This is a genomic window from Thioalkalicoccus limnaeus, from assembly GCF_041197575.1.
Lineage (GTDB): Bacteria > Pseudomonadota > Gammaproteobacteria > Chromatiales > Chromatiaceae > Thioalkalicoccus > Thioalkalicoccus limnaeus.
Genome location: NZ_JBDKXB010000001.1, coordinates 92,445 through 110,329, shown reverse-complemented (window position 1 = coordinate 110,329; position 17,885 = coordinate 92,445). Strand labels below are relative to the sequence as shown.

Annotated in this window: 16 protein-coding genes; 3 read left to right on the top strand and 13 right to left on the bottom strand. The window is 65.6% G+C overall.

Going from position 1 to position 17,885, the window contains the following annotated elements; all coding sequences use genetic code 11:
* Positions 1 to 238: 238 nt before the first annotated feature.
* Complete coding sequence (gene fnr / locus ABC977_RS00480; protein WP_369665264.1) at positions 239 to 997, top strand: fumarate/nitrate reduction transcriptional regulator Fnr; 759 nt, start codon at positions 239 to 241, stop codon at positions 995 to 997.
* A 147-nt stretch (positions 998 to 1,144) separates the two neighbouring features.
* Here the strand turns inward: fnr and dnaQ are convergent, their stop codons facing one another.
* From dnaQ to metH, 11 genes are all read right to left on the bottom strand, one after another.
* Positions 1,145 to 1,873 carry a DNA polymerase III subunit epsilon gene (dnaQ, locus tag ABC977_RS00475; RefSeq protein ID WP_369665263.1) on the bottom strand — a complete coding sequence of 243 codons (729 nt, stop codon included), beginning with the start codon at positions 1,871 to 1,873 and terminating at the stop codon, positions 1,145 to 1,147.
* 33 nt (positions 1,874 to 1,906) lie between these two features.
* Positions 1,907 to 3,031: a glutamate 5-kinase gene (proB, locus tag ABC977_RS00470; protein WP_369665262.1), complete on the bottom strand. Its 1,125-nt coding sequence runs from the start codon at positions 3,029 to 3,031 to the stop codon at positions 1,907 to 1,909.
* Between the two features lie 6 nt (positions 3,032 to 3,037).
* Complete coding sequence (cgtA, locus tag ABC977_RS00465; RefSeq protein WP_369665261.1) at positions 3,038 to 4,111, bottom strand: Obg family GTPase CgtA; 1,074 nt, start codon at positions 4,109 to 4,111, stop codon at positions 3,038 to 3,040.
* 108 nt (positions 4,112 to 4,219) lie between these two features.
* Positions 4,220 to 4,495, bottom strand: coding sequence for a 50S ribosomal protein L27 (gene rpmA, locus ABC977_RS00460; protein WP_369665260.1), 276 nt, complete (start codon positions 4,493 to 4,495; stop codon positions 4,220 to 4,222).
* A 12-nt stretch (positions 4,496 to 4,507) separates the two neighbouring features.
* Positions 4,508 to 4,822, bottom strand: a complete 315-nt coding sequence (gene rplU, locus ABC977_RS00455) for a 50S ribosomal protein L21 (RefSeq protein WP_369665259.1) — start codon at positions 4,820 to 4,822, stop codon at positions 4,508 to 4,510.
* 267 nt (positions 4,823 to 5,089) lie between these two features.
* A complete protein-coding gene (gene cobF / locus ABC977_RS00450) occupies positions 5,090 to 5,860 on the bottom strand; it encodes a precorrin-6A synthase (deacetylating) (protein ID WP_369665258.1) in 771 nt (256 codons plus the stop codon).
* Positions 5,861 to 5,862: 2 nt separating this feature from the next.
* Positions 5,863 to 6,390, bottom strand: coding sequence for a bifunctional adenosylcobinamide kinase/adenosylcobinamide-phosphate guanylyltransferase (gene cobU, locus ABC977_RS00445; RefSeq protein ID WP_369665257.1), 528 nt, complete (start codon positions 6,388 to 6,390; stop codon positions 5,863 to 5,865).
* Positions 6,391 to 6,423: 33 nt separating this feature from the next.
* Positions 6,424 to 7,332: an adenosylcobinamide-phosphate synthase CbiB gene (cbiB, locus tag ABC977_RS00440; protein WP_439849139.1), complete on the bottom strand. Its 909-nt coding sequence runs from the start codon at positions 7,330 to 7,332 to the stop codon at positions 6,424 to 6,426.
* A 6-nt stretch (positions 7,333 to 7,338) separates the two neighbouring features.
* Positions 7,339 to 8,631, bottom strand: coding sequence for a cobyrinic acid a,c-diamide synthase CobB (locus ABC977_RS00435; RefSeq protein WP_369665255.1), 1,293 nt, complete (start codon positions 8,629 to 8,631; stop codon positions 7,339 to 7,341).
* 124 nt (positions 8,632 to 8,755) lie between these two features.
* A complete protein-coding gene (locus ABC977_RS00430; protein WP_369665254.1) occupies positions 8,756 to 9,310 on the bottom strand; it encodes a Uma2 family endonuclease in 555 nt (184 codons plus the stop codon).
* A 94-nt stretch (positions 9,311 to 9,404) separates the two neighbouring features.
* Positions 9,405 to 13,103 carry a methionine synthase gene (metH, locus tag ABC977_RS00425; protein ID WP_439849138.1) on the bottom strand — a complete coding sequence of 1,233 codons (3,699 nt, stop codon included), beginning with the start codon at positions 13,101 to 13,103 and terminating at the stop codon, positions 9,405 to 9,407.
* A 399-nt stretch (positions 13,104 to 13,502) separates the two neighbouring features.
* On the opposite strand from metH, the gene ABC977_RS00420 reads away from it, so the two are divergent.
* Positions 13,503 to 13,838: a cysteine-rich small domain-containing protein gene (locus ABC977_RS00420; protein WP_369665252.1), complete on the top strand. Its 336-nt coding sequence runs from the start codon at positions 13,503 to 13,505 to the stop codon at positions 13,836 to 13,838.
* A gap of 116 nt (positions 13,839 to 13,954) precedes the next feature.
* The gene (gene bchE, locus ABC977_RS00415; protein ID WP_369665251.1) at positions 13,955 to 15,619 is read left to right on the top strand and encodes a magnesium-protoporphyrin IX monomethyl ester anaerobic oxidative cyclase; all 1,665 of its coding nucleotides are present in this window, start codon (positions 13,955 to 13,957) and stop codon (positions 15,617 to 15,619) included.
* A gap of 123 nt (positions 15,620 to 15,742) precedes the next feature.
* Here the strand turns inward: bchE and ABC977_RS00410 are convergent, their stop codons facing one another.
* Together ABC977_RS00410 and ABC977_RS00405 are read right to left on the bottom strand one after the other, a co-directional pair.
* Complete coding sequence (locus ABC977_RS00410) at positions 15,743 to 16,645, bottom strand: glucosamine inositolphosphorylceramide transferase family protein (RefSeq protein WP_369665250.1); 903 nt, start codon at positions 16,643 to 16,645, stop codon at positions 15,743 to 15,745.
* A 40-nt stretch (positions 16,646 to 16,685) separates the two neighbouring features.
* Entirely contained in the window at positions 16,686 to 17,768 is a 1,083-nt protein-coding gene (locus tag ABC977_RS00405; RefSeq protein ID WP_369665249.1) for a GNAT family protein, read from the bottom strand.
* Positions 17,769 to 17,885: the final 117 nt, after the last annotated feature.

Sequence of the window (17,885 nt, the reverse complement as noted above, 5' to 3'; positions counted from 1 at the left end):
GTCCCGGCTCCCCGCTCGCGGCGCGAGCTTCATATCGAAGCCCCCCGGGCAGCCACGGGACAGGTCCCGATGCATCGAGCCCCCAGACCCTCGGGTTCGTTGCGCTTTGATCTAATTGCCCGTCGCCCAGTTGGCTAGCCGGGTGGGACCAAACCATGCTGAGCTCATGGACTTGATTTGCTTGATCCAGGTCAAATAAGGATCCAAAATACCCCCAACAACGCGCGAGGGGGCCGCTTTGACTCAGCACAAGGTGATTTCATTCGAGACGATCCGGGTCGCCTGCCGGAACTGCAACCTCGCTACCCTGTGTCTACCGATGGGGCTCTGTCCCGAGGACGTCGAACGACTCGACGGCATCGTCAAACGCAGCCGCCCCCTCCACCGCGGCGATTATCTGTTTCGCAGCGGCGAGCGGTTCCGCTCTCTGTACGTCGTCAAGACCGGCTCCGTAAAGACCTATTCCCCGAGCGAGGAAGGCGGCGAACAGGTCTTGGGGTTCCACCTGCCCGGCGAGATCATCGGGCTCGACGCGATCGAAAAGGACTGCCACATCTGCTCGGCACGGGTGCTAGAGACCTCGGCGATCTGCGAGATCCCCTTTGCTCGGCTCGAGGAATTGACCTGCTGCATCCCGTCGCTGCAGCACCAGATGTTTCGCCTGCTGAGCAAGGAGATCGGCCATGACACCGACATGCTGCTGCTGCTCGGCAAACGCAATGCCGAGGAACGCCTAGCGGCCTTCTTGCTCAGTCTCTCCCGGCGGCTCCAGAAACGCGGGTTGTCGCCGTACGACTTCTACCTGAGCATGTCCCGCCACGAGATCGGGAATTACCTCGGCCTCGCCGTCGAGACGGTCAGCCGTCTCTTCACCCGCTTTCAGGACGAAGGCCTGCTGCACGTCGACCGCAAGCACGTCATGATTCGAGATATCAGCGGCTTGGAATCGATCGTCGGCCATCAGCCGCTGGAAGGGAATCAGCAACGGTCCTCTTGAGCCATCGAACACGGAAAGCCAGTTCATCCGTGCGGCTTTGGCCTCAACCCGTGCGACAGGGTCGACGCACGAGCGCAGAGGGTCGACGAGTCTCGCCGGCCAGTGCGCCCCGCCCTAACAGGTCTTTGCGCGGTTCGAAAATCAGGATCAGACCCTCGGCGATCTGCGCCACAGGCAGTGACCGCCGCTGGCCTTGTCGATCGCAGCGAGTTGTCGATCATGCGCGGCGAGTTCCGCATCGTTGGCCCGAACCACCGGCAAGCTCGGCCGGCCGACCGGTAACCGCGCCGGGGCACCGCGACGCTCCGCCCGTTGAACCGGCGACTCCTGCCCCGCCCCGCCAAAGAACAAACTGACCTGCCCGCCGGTCATCGCGAGATAGACGTCAGCGAGGATCTCCGCGTCGAGCAGGGCGCCGTGCCGATCCCGGTGCGAATTGTCGATGCCATAGCGCTTGCACAGCGCATCCAGGCTGTTGCGCTGACTCGGATGGAGGGTTCGCGCGAGGACCAGCGTGTCGGTCACCGAGCACAGTTCGGCGAGCGGGCGCGCATCGCCCCGCCACCGTTTAAGCTCGTGGTCGAGAAAACCCAGGTCGAACGAGGCGTTGTGGATGATCAGCTCGGCCCCTTCCAGATAGCCCAGCAGCTCATCGGCGATATCGCCGAAACGCGGCTTATCGCGCAGAAAGGCATCGGTGATGCCGTGAACGGACACCGCTCCGGCCTCGATCTCGCGATCCGGTTGCAGATACTGATGGAAGGTGCGACCCGTCGGACGGCGATCGACCAGTTCGACACACCCGATCTCGATGATCCGGTGACCCGCCGCCGGATCGAGGCCGGTGGTTTCGGTGTCCAAGACGATCTGCCGCACGATGGTGCCCTCAGCAGCCGGGATGAGACCAACTCAGATCAGAACCAGGTTGTCGCGATGGATCAATTCGGGCTCGACCAAGACCCCGAGGATGGCTTCGAACCGGGAACTCGGCTGGCCCTTGATGCGGGTCGTTTCCAGCGCGTCGTAGTTGATCAAACCACGCGCGATCTCGCGACCCTGCTCATCGACACAGGCCACGACCTCGCCGCGCTTGAAGCTACCATGGACGGCACGCACACCGACCGCGAGCAGGCTGGTGCCTTGCTCGCGCAACGCGCGCACGGCGCCATCGTCGAGCGTCAAGCGGCCTCTGACCTCCAGATGGCCAGCGAGCCATTGTTTGCGCGCCGCCTGCGGTTCCTGCGCCGGCACCAGCAAGGTGCCGACCGCCTCCCCATGGCCAATGCGGACCAGAATGTGGTCACCATGACCGGAGGCGATCACGGTTGCGGTTCCGGAACGCGCGGCCAGCCGCGCAGCGCGCACCTTGGTGATCATGCCGCCGCGCCCGAGGCCACCGAGGCTCTCACCGGCGACCTGATCGAGCCGCGGATCGTCGACCCGCACCTCCTCGATCAGCCTGGCCTGTGGATCGATGCGCGGGTCACTGTCGAACAAGCCCTGCTGGTCGGTCAATAGAACCAGCACCTCGGCCTCGATCAGATTCGCGACCAAGGCCGCGAGGGTGTCGTTGTCGCCGAACCGGAGCTCATCGGTCGCCACCGTGTCGTTCTCGTTCACGACAGGGATGACCCCCAGCCGCAACAGCGTCCGTAGCGTCGAGCGCGCATTCAGGTAACGTCGCCGATCGGCGAGATCATCGCGCGTCAACAGGACCTGCGCCGTATGCAGGCCGCGCTTCGCGAAGCAGTCCTCGTAGGCGCGGACCAGTCCCATCTGCCCGATCGCGGCGGCGGCTTGCAGCTCATGGAGCGCCTTCGGTCGCCGCGTCCAACCCATCCGCACCATGCCTTCGGCAACGGCCCCGGACGAGACCAACACCAAATCATCGCCGCCGATCCGGCGCGCGGCCATCTGGTCGACCCAGGGTTCCAGGACCTGCCGATCCAGGCCCTGGCCATTGCGGGTCAACAAAGCGCTGCCGATCTTGACGACCCAGCGGCGGGAGCGGGCAAGCCTGTCACGCGTAAACATCGGGGGTTAATCCAGCGGATGCCAATCGCTTTGTTCTGCCTCGCCATCGCCGACCGGCGATGAACGGGCCCGTTGATCCTCGAGCCAAACCATGACGGCCTGCGCCAACTCCGCGGTCCCGGCACCGGTGACCGCCGAGACACCGAAGTGCGGTCCTGACCAGCCAAGCGCCGTCAACACCTGCTCGCAGCGGCGCTGATAGTCGTCCGGATCCAAACGATCGACCTTGTTCAGCACCAGCCAGCGGGTCTTGTCGGCGAGGTCGCCGCCGAAGGCCGCCAACTCCCGTTCGATCTTCCGCACCTGATCAGCCAGGTCGACCCCTTCATCGAGCGGGGCGATGTCGACCAGATGCAGCAGCAAGCGAGTGCGGGCCAAATGCTTGAGAAACTGCACGCCCAACCCGGCGCCCTCGGCCGCACCCTCGATCAGGCCCGGGATGTCGGCCACGACGAAGCTGCGATCGCGCCCGAGCCGCACGACACCGAGATTCGGGTACAGCGTCGTGAAAGGATAATCGGCGACCTTCGGACGGGCGCTCGAGATCCGGCGCACCAAACTCGATTTGCCAGCGTTCGGGGCGCCCAGCAGCCCGACATCGGCCAGCAGGATCAGCTCCAGATGGAGGTTGCGATGCTCGCCGCGACTGCCGGGCGTCGATTGACGGGGGGTGCGATTGACGCTGGACTTGAAGCGCGCGTTACCGATGCCATGAAAACCGCCTTGCGCGACCAACAGCCGCTCTCCATGCCCGGTCAGGTCACCGAGTGGCTCGCCGGTGTCGTCGTCGACGACCCGCGTCCCGACCGGGACCCGAACCAGACGATCCCGGCCGCTGCGCCCGCGACGATCACGACCCATGCCATTCGCGCCCCGTTCGGCGCGAATGCGACGCTGATAGCGAAAGTCCACCAAAGTGTTCAGGTTGACGTCGGCAACCAGATAAACGCTGCCGCCATCACCCCCATCGCCACCATCTGGCCCGCCTTTCGGGATGTACTTCTCGCGCCGGAAACTGACGCAGCCATCGCCGCCATCCCCAGCTTCAACACGGATCTTGGCCTCGTCGACAAACTTCATTTGGAAGTCTCTGACCGTCTAGGCAGGTTGGGAGGCCGCTTGGGCAAGGTGCACGAAACGAAAAAGGCCCCGCGAGACGGGGCCTTTGAACGAGCTCAGCGCCCGGATTCACGCCGGATCGGTAACCGGCGCCGGCTCCACGCGAACGTATTTGCGATTCCGCGGCCCCTTGACCTCGAACCGCACGATGCCGTCCGTCAACGCGAACAAGGTGTAATCCTTGCCACAACCGACGTTCACACCATTGTGGAAGCGGGTACCACGCTGCCGGACAATGATGGATCCGGCCTTGACCTTCTGGTCGCCGAAGATCTTTACACCGAGTCGTTTGGATTCCGAATCGCGGCCGTTGCGCGAGCTGCCGCCTGCCTTCTTGTGTGCCATCTGATCGTCACCTCAACCCGCATTGATGCCAGTGATCCGAAGCTCCGTGAACCATTGGCGGTGACCCTGGCGCCTCATATAGTGCTTGCGCCGCCGGAACTTGATGATCTTGACCTTCTTGCCCCGACCGTGAGTCGCGACCGTCGCCATGACCCGAGCGCCATCGACATAGGGCCGCCCGACCTTGACATCCTCGCCATCGGCCACCATCAGAATTTGGTCGAACTCGACGCTGTCGCCCGCCTCGGCGCCGAGCTTCTCGACCCGAAGCCGGTCGCCCTCGGCCACCCGATACTGCTTCCCGCCGGTTTGGATCACCGCGTACATGCCTCGCGCCCCCGCAAAACGTTGATCATGAGTCTTGCCCGAGGGGCAAGCTAAAGACCGCTCAGCTTAACGAAAGGACCAAAGCCGCGTCAACCAGAAGATGGCGCCTGAGCGGTGACGATGGCGCCACCGGGAACAGGGCGCGCACCGCGGATCTCGACCGATATCGTGATTCATCCAAGTCGCCACGCGAGACCAACTCGCCGGGGCGTGCGACCGCCACCGCATGCCTTGGATCCGCGATCCGCGGGTTCGCACCGCCACCCTCTATCGCCCGCCCTGTTCCTTCCGCAGCAAATAGACGTCCATCAGCCAGCCTCTGTCGGCCTTGGCCCGGCGCGCCCGCTCGGCCAGCTCGCCCGCGATCTGTTTCAATGGTCCGGCGGCCAGCATTTCGCCATCGGTGCCGAGATAGGCGCCCCAGTAGAGGGTCAGCTCCGAGTCGGCAAGACCCTCGAAGGTCATGTTGGAGTCGAGCATGACGAAGGTGTTTTGGATCGACTCCGGTGCGGTCTGGGCCAAACGACGGGCCGTCGTCACCTCGATCGGCTCGCCGATCCGGTTCATCGGGATCCGGTGTTTGGCCGCCAGGAGCTGAAGGCTCGTGATCCCGGGGATCACCTGGTAGTCGAAGTCGGCCAAACCCTCATCGAGGATCTGGCGCACGATCGTCAAGGTACCGTCATAGAGCGTCGGGTCACCCCAGATCAGGAAGGCCCCCGACTCGCCATCGGCCAGTTCGTCGTTGATCAAGCCGGCGATGATCTCGGCCTTGCGGCGATACCAGTCCAGCACGCCGTCGCGATAGCGGCCCGGTTCGGCCTCGCGCGGGGGGCTCGGCGCCGTGACGACGCGATAGGACCGCTCGGGCAAGAAGCGTTCGAGGATCTCCCGCCGGATTCGGATCAGCTCGTCCTTGCCCTCGCCGTCCTTCTCGAGAAAAAAGAAGACATCGACGGATTTCATCGCGTCGATCGCCTGGATCGTCAGGTAATCCGGATGACCCGGGCCCATCCCAATCAGCAACAGTCGTTTCATCGTCATTGGATCGGTTCGCCCTTGAGGAGGTGCGGTAAACCGGCGATCGTGAAGACCACGCGGTCGCAACGCGCCGCGACGGTCTGGTGCAACCGCCCCATGTCGTCGCAGAAGCGCCGTGTCAGCTCACCGAGCGGGACGATGCCGAGACCCGTCTCATTGCTGACCAGGATCAGCCGTCCGGGCAGATCGGGCAGCACCTCGACGAAGGCTCGCTGTGCCTCGATGCTGGTCTTCTCGTCATGATCCCAGAGCAGATGGGTCAGCCACAGCGTCAGGCAATCGACGAGCAGACAGCGCTCCGCGGCGGCCTCGCGCCGCAGCGTCGCGCCGAGATCGGGGCCGACCTCGATCAGGCCCCAATGTGCCGGCCGGCGCGCCCGATGCTCGTCGATGCGTCGCGCCATCTCCTCGTCATCGCCGACGCGGGCCGTCGCCACATAGGTCACGGCCAGCCCCGATTCCGCAGCCAGCCGTTCGGCCAGGCGGCTCTTTCCGGAGCGCACGCCACCGAGGATCAATTCCTTCACTATCTCAACCTTCTCCACACGAAGAGCAGGCCATCAGGGGATGCCCGTCAAGACCACAAGGGCGGCGATCGCGCCGACCCAGACCCACAGCGCCCGGCCGATCAGCGCCAGTGCCCGGTCGATGTCGCCGCCGAGCGGCGCCCGACCCTGCCCCAACTCAGGGCGCGCCTCGCGCTGGCCATGATAGACGGCTTCACCGCCGAGCCGAAGCCCGAGCGCCCCGGCGCCAGCAGCCATCACCGGACCGGCGTTCGGGCTCTTCCAATGGCGGGCCTGGCGGCGCCAGCAGCCCCCGGCGGCACGGGTATCGCCGGCCAGCGCATAGGCCAGGGCCGTGAGGCGGGCCGGGACCCAGTTCAGCAGGTCATCGAGCCGGGCCGCGGCCCAACCGAAACGCTGGTAGCGAGCGGTGCGATAGCCCCACATGGCATCCAGCGTGTTCACCAACCGATAGGCGATGACACCCGGCGCGCCGGCCACGAGGAACCAGAACAGGGCGCCGAACAGCGCGTCGTTGCCATTCTCGAGAACCGATTCGAGCGTCGCCTTGGCAACGCCTTCCTCGTCCAGGGTCTCGGTATCCCGGCTGACCAGGAAGGCGACCCCCGCGCGCGCGGCTGGCAAGTCTTGGGCCCGCAGCGCGCCGGCGATGCCGCGACCATGATCGGCGAGGCTGCGCCAACCGATCGCGAGGTACAGTATCAGACACTCGGCGATCCAGCCCACCGGCAACGCGGCCATCGCCACCCCCGCGAGCGTCCAGGGCAGGACCAGCCAAGCCAGGAGCCAGACCCCGCGCCAACGCGAGTCGGCATGAAAGCGGGCCTCGGTGCGCTCGGCCAGGCGGCCGAACGCCTCGAGCGGATGCCAGCGGCGCGGCTCGCCGAGCCAGCGATCGAGCAGCAGCGCGCCGACGACGAGCGCAAGGGTCAGCGGTGACAACACGGCTCAGTCCGGCCGAAAGAGCCGCGCCACAGCCCGCGGATTCGACGGAAAATACAGATGCACGTAGGAGGCGGTCAGCCGCCCGACGCGATAGACCGCCTCGGCCGTCGGGCGCCCGTTCGGACAGCGGGCACGAACCAGGGGCGCGAGCGGCGTCGCCACCTCCGAATGATGATAGGTATGGCCGCGCAAAACCCCCTCCGGCAAGGCGACCTCCTGCGGGCCAAGTGCGGCCAGTCGCGAGCGCATCCGGGCCTCGCCCGGCAACAGGCCGGCCATGGCCGCGCCCTGCCCCTGTACATCGGTCAAGCGTTCGAGCAGAAACAGCATCCCACCGCATTCGGCGAGCAGGGGCCGACCGGCGGCCTGGTGAGCGGCGAGATCGGCGATCAGCGCGCGCTGCGCCGCGAGGGTCGCCAGATGCAACTCCGGGTACCCGCCCGGCAGGTAGACGGCATCGGCCGCTGGCAGGCGGTCGTCGGCCAGCGGCGAGAAGAAACGAAGCTCCGCCCCCATCGCCGCGAGCAGATCCAGGTTCGCCTGGTAAATGAACGCGAAGGCCGCATCGCGGGCCACGGCGATTCGCCAACCTTGCAAGCATCGAGGCAGCTCGGGCTCGCCGACCGGGGTGAAATCGACCGGTGTCGGCAAGTCCGATGCGGTCCACACCAGGCGCTGGGCCGCGGCCTCGAGCCGCTCGTCGAGGTCGGCGATCTCCGCGGCCTGGACCAGACCCAGATGGCGGCTCGGCAGGGTCAGTTCCGCGGCGGCCGGCAGATAGCCAAACGGCGTCACGCCAGCCGGTAGGGATTCGGTCAAGAGTTCGTAGTGGCGCGGTCCGCTGACCCGGTTCGCCAGCACACCGGCGATCGGCACCGTCGGTCTGAAGCTCACAAGTCCGTGAGCCACGGCACCGAAGGTCTGGGCCATCGCCTGACCGCTGATGACCGCGAGTACCGGGAGTCCGAGCCGTTCGGCGAGATCGGCGCTCGACGGTCGGCCGTCGAACAGCCCCATCACGCCCTCGACCAGGATCAGATCGGCGTCACCGGCCGCCCGATACAACCGGCGACGCGCATCCTCCTCGCCGGTGACCCACAGGTCCAAAGTCTCGACCGGATGCCCCGAGGCCTGCCGCAGGATCATCGGGTCGAGGAAGTCCGGCCCCGTCTTGAAGACCCGCACCCGCCGCCCTCGGTTGCGGTGATAGCGGGCCAGCGCGGCGGTGGCCGTCGTCTTGCCTTGACCCGAGCCAATGGCCGAAATCAGCAGGGTGGCACAGCGGCGAACGGTCATGTCACGTCCACCAACGCACGTCGCGACATCACGGGGAGCACGAGAAACGACGACACCTCTCCACAAAACGATGACAGATCGCCTTCATGATGGAGTCAGCCCATGCCTCGCCGCAATACGACGACTAGCGCCCGGTGCGGCGATAGATCTCGTCGAGCGTGACCTCGAGGTCGACCGAGTGCAGCGGCACGGTGCCTTCGGTGTATTTGGTCGCCTGCCACTGGTCGACGCGGCGGTAAACCTCCAGCTGGCGAAAATCCTGCGCGACCAGGACGTACTCGGCGAGCGCATCGAGCTGGCGATAGAAGAGGAACTTCTCGAAACGGTCCAGCCGCTCGGTGTGCGGCGACAGGACCTCGACGACCAGGCAGGGCCGCTCGCGGTAATAGCGCTCGCGGTCGGCCGGATCGCAGGAGACGAGGACATCCGGGTAGTAGAAGATGTCGCGCTCGGCGGTCTGGATGCGGACCTTCATGTCCGCCATGAACACCTGGCAGCGATCGGGGAGACGCTGCGACAGCGCCCCGGCCAGGTTGAGCGTAATCAGCCCATGCCGGTCGCTCGCGCCGACCATCGCATAGACCTCGCCGTCGACATATTCGTGGCGCACCCGGCTCGAAAGCTCGCCTTCGAGGTACTCGTCCACCGACAGGAAGGGCTCGACTCGCTTCGGCTGCATCGTCTGTCATCACACGAGATCGCGGTATGGATCCGCTAAGCATAGCGAGCAGGCAGCGGGGCGACAATGCGCCGCCCCGAGGTTCCAACATCGCTCAGTCCGGGTCATAGCCGAGATTCGGGGCCAGCCAGCGTTCGGCCTCGGCGAGCGTCAGCCCCTTGCGGCGGGCGTAGTCGGCGACCTGGTCGCGGTTGATCTTGCCGACCGCGAAATAACGCGAGGCTGGATGGGCGAAATAGAAGCCCGACACCGACGAGGCCGGGTACATCGCGAAGCTGTCGGTCAGCGTGATCCCGGCGTTGCCCTCGGGCTCGAGCAAAGACCACAAGAGCCCCTTCTCGGTGTGTTCGGGACAGGCCGGATAGCCGGGCGCGGGTCGGACACCGCGGTAACGTTCCTTGATCAAGTCCTCGTTGGTCAGGGCCTCGTCCGCGGCGTAACCCCAGAACTCGCGGCGCACCCGTTCGTGCAGGTGCTCGGCGAAGGCCTCCGCGAGCCGATCGGCCAGCGCCTTGATCATGATCGCGTTGTAGTCGTCATGGGCCTGTTCGAAGCGCCGCACATGCTCGTCGAGGCCTGCGCCAGCGGTCACGGCGAAGGCCCCGAGATAGTCCTTAAGCCCCGTTTCGGGCGGGGCAACGAAATCCGCAAGGCACAGATTCGGGGCGTCGTTGGCGCGTCGCGTCTGCTGGCGCAGGTGGTGGAGTCGCATCAGAGGCCGCTCGCGGGCGTCGTCGGCGAAGAGTCGGATGTCGTCGTCTTCGCAGCGGTTGGCCGGGAAGAACCCGAAGACGGCGCGCGCCCCGAGCCATTCCTCGGCGACGAGGCGCTCGAGCATCGCTTGTGCGTCGGCGAAGAGCTTGCGCGCTTCATCGCCGACCACCTCGTCATCGAAGATCCGCGGATAGGCGGCGTGCAGGTCCCAGGCATGGAAGAACGGGGTCCAGTCGATGTAGCGGACCAGTTCCGCGAGCGGATAATCGGCGAAACGCAGCACGACACCGCACGAATCCAGGTGGCGCAAGACCTCCGGTGACCGGCGATCAGCACCGCTTGGCCCCGACCTCAGGTCGAACGCACGCGGGCGCGGTGGATCATAGTCGGCCCAATCGATCTGGATCCGGTTGGCGCGCGCCTCGGCCAGCGTCAGCCAATCCTGTTGTCGGGTGCGCTCGCCATGCCTTTGACGCACCTCGACATAGTCCGCGCGGACCTGTTCCGCGTAAGGTCCGCGCAGCTCGGGGCTGACCAGGCTTTGGGCCACGCCGACCGCGCGCGAGGCGTCCTTGACCCAGACGGTCGGGCCTGAATAGCTCGGGGCGATCTTGACCGCGGTATGGGCCTTCGAGGTCGTTGCGCCGCCGATCAGCAACGGGACATCGTAGCCGAGCCGTTGCATCTCGCTGGCGACATGGGTCATCTCCTCGAGCGACGGCGTGATCAACCCCGACAGGCCAATGATGTCGACCTGCCGCTCGCGCGCGGTCTCGAGGATCCGCTGGGCTGGGACCATGACCCCGAGGTCGATGACCTCGAAGTTGTTGCATTGAAGCACGACGCCGACGATGTTCTTGCCGATGTCGTGGACATCGCCCTTGACCGTCGCCATCAGGATTCGGCCCTGCGTGCGGGCCTCGCCGGTCTTCTCGGCCTCGATGAAAGGGATCAGGTGGGCGACCGCCTTCTTCATCACGCGCGCGGACTTCACGACCTGCGGCAGGAACATCTTGCCGGCCCCGAACAGATCGCCGACGCGGTTCATGCCGTCCATCAGGGGCCCCTCGATCACCTGGATCGGGCGTTCGAACTGCTGGCGCGCCTCCTCGGTGTCCTCGATGACATAGGCATCGATCCCCTTGACGAGCGCATGCTCGAGGCGCTGCGCGACCGGCCAACCGCGCCACTCGAGATCCTCCTTCCTAGCCTCGATGCCGGCGCCGCCGCGGTATTGCTCGGCGATCTCGAGCAGCCGCTCGGTCCCATCCGGACGGCGATTGAGCACGACATCCTCGACCCGTTCCTTGAGTTCGGGCTCGATCTCGTCGTAGACCGCGAGCTGCCCGGCATTGACGATGCCCATGTCCATGCCGGCCTGGATCGCGTGGTAGAGGAAAACCGCGTGGATCGCCTCGCGCACCGGCTCGTTGCCGCGAAACGAAAAGGACACGTTCGACACCCCGCCCGAGACCAGCGCGTGCGGCAGTCGTTCTTTGATCGCCCGGGTCGCCTCGATGAAGTCGACGCCGTAGTTGTCGTGCTCCTCGATGCCGGTCGCGATCGCGAAGATGTTCGGGTCGAAGATGATGTCCTCGGCCGGGAAGCCGACCCGTTCGGTCAGGATCCGGTAGGCCCGTGCGCAGATCTCGACCTTGCGCGCCTGGGTATCGGCCTGTCCCTGCTCGTCGAAGGCCATGACGATGACCGCCGCGCCATAGCGGCGCACCAGGCGGGCCTGGCGGATGAAGGTCTCCTCGCCCTCCTTCAGCGAGATCGAGTTGACGATCCCCTTGCCCTGAATGCACTTGAGCCCAGCCTCGATCACCTCCCACTTCGACGAGTCGATCATCACAGGCACCCGGGCGATGTCCGGCTCGGCGGCGGCGAGGAACAAGAACCGGCGCATCGCGACGACCGCATCGAGCATGCCCTCGTCCATGTTGATGTCGATGACCTGGGCACCGTTCTCGACTTGGCCAGCGGCGACCTCGAGCGCCGTCTCGTAGTCGCCGTCCTTGATCAGGCGCTTGAAGCGCGCGCTGCCGGTCACGTTGGTGCGCTCGCCGACGTTGACGAACAGGCTGTCCGCGCCGATGTTGAAGGGCTCGAGGCCCGACAGGCGGCAGGCCGGCAAGATCTCGGGAAGCGGGCGCGGTGCGTGATGCCGGACGGCGGCGGCGATCGCGCGGATATGGTCCGGCGTCGTCCCGCAGCAGCCGCCGATGATGTTCAGATAGCCGGCCGCGGCCCAAGCGCCGATCTCCTCGGCCATTTGCTCGGGGGTTTCGTCGTAGCCCCCGAAGGCGTTCGGCAGCCCGGCGTTCGGATGAGCCGACACATGCGTGTCGGCGATGCGCGAGAGTTCCTCGATATAGGGGCGTAACTCCTTCGCGCCGAGGGCACAGTTGAGCCCGATGGAAAAGGGCCGTGCATGGCGCAGGCTGTTCCAGAAGGCCTCGCCCGTCTGCCCGGTCAGCGTGCGGCCGGAGGCGTCGGTGATGGTCCCGGAGATCATCACGGGCCAGCGCTGCCCAAGCTCATCGAACAGCTCCTCGACCGCGAAGACCGCGGCCTTCGCGTTCAGTGTGTCGAAGACGGTCTCGATCATCAGCAGATCGACGCCGCCCTCGATCAGGGCCGAAGCCGCCTCGCGATAGGCCACGACCAGATCGTCGAAATAGATATTACGATGGCCGGGATCATTGACGTCCGGCGAAAGGCTCGCGGTGCGGTTCGTCGGCCCGAGGATCCCGGCGACGAAACGCGGTCGATCAGGGGTACGCGCGCTCCAGTCGTCGGCCGCCGCGCGGGCCAGACGCGCCGCCTCGCGATTGAGCTCCGGCACCAGTGCCTCCATCGCGTAATCGGCCATCGCGATGCGCGTCGCGTTGAAGGTGTTGGTCTCGAGGATATCGGCGCCGGCGGCGAGATAGTGATCGTGGATCTCGGCGATGATCCGCGGCCGGGTCAAGACCAGCAGATCGTTGTTGCCTTTCAGGTCCGAAGGCCAGTCCGCGAAGCGCTCGCCACGGTAGTCGGCCTCACCGAGACCGTAACCCTGGATCATGGTCCCCATGCCGCCGTCGAGGATCAGGATCCGCTGTGCGATCGCCTCTCGTAGCTGATTCAGTCGTTTCGGATCCATACACACCTCGCTTGGTTCGTTAGCGGCACGCCAGCACGCGCCCAGGCCCGCCGGCCGGCTCGAGGGGATCCTTGCCGGGCACAGGGCCGATGTCCGTCGGCACCAGTCCCACCGCAGCCCAACCGAAATCGGTACGGTTCGTTCCTCACCGCACCCGATGGGAGCGGACGTTCAGGGAAACCGAAACGGGGGAGCCGGACCGCGCGATGGGCCGACGGGGCTTGTCATTGGGGGTAGCCGTTCATACTAACATGCTATGTCCATCGATGATCGACCGCCCCTGGCTCGCGACGACTACCCCGCAGCGATAGGTTCTGATGGAACCCGCTGATGGAACCTAGGTCATCGACGCAGAACGAAGGCTATAAGGGCTTCACGAATACCGCCTGCCCCTTCCTGCCCTGCCATTCGGGCGTGCAACGCGAGTTCAACTGCCTCTTCTGCTACTGTCCACTGATCGCGTACCAGTGCCCAGGGCCTTACAGGGTCTACCTGGACAAGCATGGCGTGCGGCGCAAGGACTGCTCCGCTTGCACCCTGCCGCACGATGGCTATCGGGCCTCCTGGAACTTCATTCAGAGGTGGCTCGAGCGACCGGAACTCTGGGACGGCCGGCCACCTGTCCCGCGTCAAGTAAACTTGACAAAGGCACTCAAGCGAAATTGACAGCGATCGAAGGCGATCGGTAAGCTTGACCGGAGCAGTGGGAGAGCCGGCAACGGCCCGCCCCTTTCTTCCGTTCCCCAAGGCGTGGCGGGTCGGCCGTTGCGCGGGAGTCCCTGATGCGAATCCTCTTCGTCCATCCCAATTACAAGTCCGGCGGTGCCGAGATCGCTGGCAACTGGTCACCTGCGTGGGTCGCCTATGTCGCCGGCTACCTGAAATCGGGAGGCTACGACAACTATCGTTTCGTCGACGCGATGGTCGACAGTCTCGACGAGGAGCAGTTGCGCGCGATCTTCCGCGAAGAGCAGCCGGACATGATCGGCACCACGGCGATGACGCCGGCGATCTACACATCGCAGCGCCTGCTGCAGATCGCGAAAGAAGAGTGTCCCAACGCGCTGACCTTCCTCGGCGGCATCCACGCGACCTTCATGTTCCAGCAGGTCTTGAGCGAGGCGCCCTGGATCGACGCGATCGTGCGCGGCGAGGGCGAGGCCATCACGCTGAACCTGGCGCGCGCCGTCGACGAGGGGCGCTGGCCGAGCGATCGCGAGAACATCAAAGGCATCGCCTTCATTGGTGACGATGGCAAGGTGGTGGCTACCCCGGCGGAGCCCTCGATCAAGGATGTCGACTCGATCTGGCCGGACTGGAGCGTGCTGGAGTGGAAGAAGTACATCTACATCCCGATGGGTGTGCCGGTCGCGACGCCGAACATGGCGCGCGGCTGTCCGTTCACCTGTAGTTTCTGCTCCCAGTGGAAATTCTGGCGCGATTACCGCGTGCGCGATCCCAAGCGGGTCGTCGACGAGATCGAGATGCTGGTCAAGGACCATGGCGTCGGCTTCTTCATCCTCGCCGACGAGGAACCAACGATCAACCGCGCCAAGTTCATCGAGTTCTGTCAGGAGCTGATCGACCGCGACCTCGGCGTCCTCTGGGGCATCAACACCCGCGTCACCGACGTGATGCGCGACGAGGAACTGCTGCCTTTCTACCGCAAGGCCGGTCTCGTGCACATCTCGCTCGGCACCGAGGCGGCGGCTCAGTTGAACCTCGACCGCTTCGTCAAGGAAACGACCGTCGCCCAGAACAAGCGCGCGATCCAGCTCCTCCAGCAGAATGGCATCGTCACCGAGGCCCAGTTCATCGTCGGCCTCGAGAACGAGACCCTCGAGACGCTCGAAGAGACCTACCAGATGGTCATGGACTGGGGCGCCGATATGGCCAACTGGTCGATGTTCACGCCCTGGCCCTTCTCGGACATGTTCACCGAGCTCGGCGACAAGGTCGAGGTCTACGACTACTCGAAATACAACTTCGTCACGCCGATCATGAAGCCGGACAACATCGACCGCGCCGAACTGCTCGATGGCGTCATGAAGAACTATCGCCGCTTCTATATGAAACGGATGTTCTTCCAGTATCCGTGGGCGAAGGATCCGGTGCGTCGCCGCTACCTGCTCGGCTGCATCAAGGCCTTCCTGCTGAGCGCGGTGCACCGCCGCTTCTACGACCTCGGCAAGCACAACTACTGGGGGCCACAGGCGAAGAAGCTGGTTCGCTTCGACTTCGACAAGAGCAAGGCGAAGATCGTCGAACCGGATCACAACGCCTGGAAGAAGGCCCCTCCGGCCAAGCGTCCACAAGCGTCAATGAAGGCCTGCGGCGGCGGCGACGACCAGATGACCGTCGAACAGATGGCCGGCCTGGAGGTTGCGGTTCCGGCTCCGCCAACCAAGGCATCCCAGCCCAAGGCCGAGGCCGTCCACCCGGATTGAGCACCTCGATACCGGCGGGGTCTGGTGCGCGCGCGGTCGGCGCCGCGTGCCACGCCCCGCCCGAGTCGCCGTCGTCCGCCCCTCGACGAGTCTGCCCGCGGCCAGCGGTACGCGGGTGACCTGTCACTCCGATAGCAGCCGCTGCGCGTCCATCACGAGCAGATCTCGTTGCCCGTCCATGTGGTGCATCGCGCGCCAGCCACCGGCGGCCTGTCCGTCGGACCGCCAAATACATCGCTCGCGATAGCGGTCCGGCGTCAAGGTCTCGATCCGATAGAGGCCGATGCCAAAACCGTAACGGGGGACGGAATCCTGACCCGGCCGGATCAAACCACCGGCTGGATCCTCGAAGATCCGCCCCGCGGGCCGCCCGCATCGAAAACTCCGCACCAAGGGGTTGCCGCTGTGCGGGATCCAGTGCCGGCTCAACGGCGAATCGGCGTGAAACGCGAACAGCGACTCGTTGAGACGGGCCGAACCGAGCCGAGCCGCGCAGAAGAGCCACCAGCGCCCCTCGTGTTCGAAGAGGGTAGCATCCGCCGCTTCGATCCCAGCCAGCAGGCTATGCAACCGAACCCAGCGATACGGGAAATCCTCGCACCTGTATAGGTCGACCCGGCGCGTCCGGGCGCTTTCGGGGACCATGTACAGCTGGCCCTGGTACTCGAACAAGAAGGGATAGGAGAGATGACGCGCCTCATCGAGCACGGGGACGGCTGGGCCGCATGGCTGGAGATCCCCATCGAGCTCCAGCACGCTGATCCGTCCGCGGCCGATTTCCCGCACATATTCCTCGACGAACACATAGGGACGGGGACCGGCAAACCACAGGAATGGATCGGCCCAGAAACGATCCGCTGGCGGCTGGACAGGTGTCAGGCGCAAAGGGTTCGGGGCACAGCGTTGCGCGTGCGTGACCCGACCGACCAGCAGGAACCATTGCGGCCAAGCCTGTCGTTCAACCCGCCGATCGCGCCGCTTCTGCCACCAGCGCAAGAGATGCTGGACCGGCCGATCGAGGGCCATGAGACTCGGGCTCCTCGACGGGCAGCCGCCCGGCCGCTCGTCAGCCGCCATCGCCATCGCCTTGCGTGATATAGATTCCCTTCGCCGCCTCGGGCAGATGACGCGTCAACAAGGGCCTGACCCTCCCGGAATTCGTCGTCTTCGGCGCAAAGCCGAACTCGGCGAGCAGATGCCACAGGTCGGCACCACTGTAGAAGCACTCGACGCGCTCGGTGCGCAAGCGGCGAAGCGCGTCGATCGCGCCGCCGAGGAGCGCACGTTGGGCGATGCGATCCCCGGGTGCGGTCAGGAGATCCAGAATCTTGCCAAGACGCCGCGGTGGTCGACCGGGACGATCGAAGGCGCGGATCACGCAATAGCCACGCAATGCCCCACCCTGCTCCAGGATAAGGACGCGGGCATCGAGGTCCGGGCAATCGCGGTAGCGCCAGTCCAACAGGGCCGCGTCGCGCCGGCAGATCGCCGGAAAGGCGCCACGCACCGACGCCCACAGTGCATCGAACCGCCCGTCGAAAGGGCCGTCGTGAATCCGCACCGAAAGGCCAGACCGGGGGTTCGGACCCAGCAGGGGATCGATCACGGCACCGGCCAGATCCCCAAGCCGCGCCCCCAGCACCCGGCCAACAGGGTGACGGACCGAGATGCGCCGCTGGGCGCCGCCGGTATCGGCGCAGGGCACGAAACCGATCCGCCGTCCGATCGTGCTCATCTGGTCGGACACATGCTTCCCGAGTTGGATCGGCCCAGCGATGGGGTGATCGAACAGGGCCGCCGCCAAGCCTCGGGAGAGGTCCGGCCGCGACGGAGCGCCGGCGCGTCGCTGTTCGCGCATCGCCTCGCGGACCAGGCCCCAATGGACCAGCACGTCGACGAACCACCAGGCGCGAACCGGTTCACCCCCGATGTGCAACCCGGCCGGAATCGTCGCGAGGTGGCCGATGACCCGACCGCGCCATTCGGCGACCACGCCACGATATCCAGGAGAGGGCAGACGGGGATCGTGGTGCCACTGCCAGTCCCAAAGCGTCTCCATGCGTTGCGCCGGCCCCGCACCGAAGACCTCTGCCGTGCGAGCGAGGATCTGCGGCTTGTCGGCGTCGTCTCCGGGTCTCAACTCGATCATCGGATGGGTCAGGTCAAAGGTAACGAGCGTCTCCAGCGATGCCCCGGTGGCATCGTGACATGGACGCGACACCGCCAGAGGAGACAGTCGCTGCCACGGCCTTGTTCGGCTCGAACG

Excerpts from the sequence above, each read along its gene's own strand:
- bchE (WP_369665251.1), top strand. The coding sequence starts at position 13,955 with ATGCGAATCCTCTTCGTCCATCCCAATTACAAGTCCGGCGGTGCCGAG.
- ABC977_RS00410 (WP_369665250.1), bottom strand. The coding sequence starts at position 16,645 with ATGGCCCTCGATCGGCCGGTCCAGCATCTCTTGCGCTGGTGGCAGAAG.
- cgtA (WP_369665261.1), bottom strand. The coding sequence starts at position 4,111 with ATGAAGTTTGTCGACGAGGCCAAGATCCGTGTTGAAGCTGGGGATGGC.
- rpmA (WP_369665260.1), bottom strand. The coding sequence starts at position 4,495 with ATGGCACACAAGAAGGCAGGCGGCAGCTCGCGCAACGGCCGCGATTCG.
- cobF (WP_369665258.1), bottom strand. The coding sequence starts at position 5,860 with ATGAAACGACTGTTGCTGATTGGGATGGGCCCGGGTCATCCGGATTAC.
- metH (WP_439849138.1), bottom strand. The coding sequence starts at position 13,103 with ATGGGGACCATGATCCAGGGTTACGGTCTCGGTGAGGCCGACTACCGT.
- ABC977_RS00435 (WP_369665255.1), bottom strand. The coding sequence starts at position 8,631 with ATGACCGTTCGCCGCTGTGCCACCCTGCTGATTTCGGCCATTGGCTCG.
- proB (WP_369665262.1), bottom strand. The coding sequence starts at position 3,031 with ATGTTTACGCGTGACAGGCTTGCCCGCTCCCGCCGCTGGGTCGTCAAG.
- ABC977_RS00420 (WP_369665252.1), top strand. The coding sequence starts at position 13,503 with ATGGAACCTAGGTCATCGACGCAGAACGAAGGCTATAAGGGCTTCACG.
- ABC977_RS00430 (WP_369665254.1), bottom strand. The coding sequence starts at position 9,310 with ATGCAGCCGAAGCGAGTCGAGCCCTTCCTGTCGGTGGACGAGTACCTC.
- ABC977_RS00405 (WP_369665249.1), bottom strand. The coding sequence starts at position 17,768 with ATGATCGAGTTGAGACCCGGAGACGACGCCGACAAGCCGCAGATCCTC.
- rplU (WP_369665259.1), bottom strand. The coding sequence starts at position 4,822 with ATGTACGCGGTGATCCAAACCGGCGGGAAGCAGTATCGGGTGGCCGAG.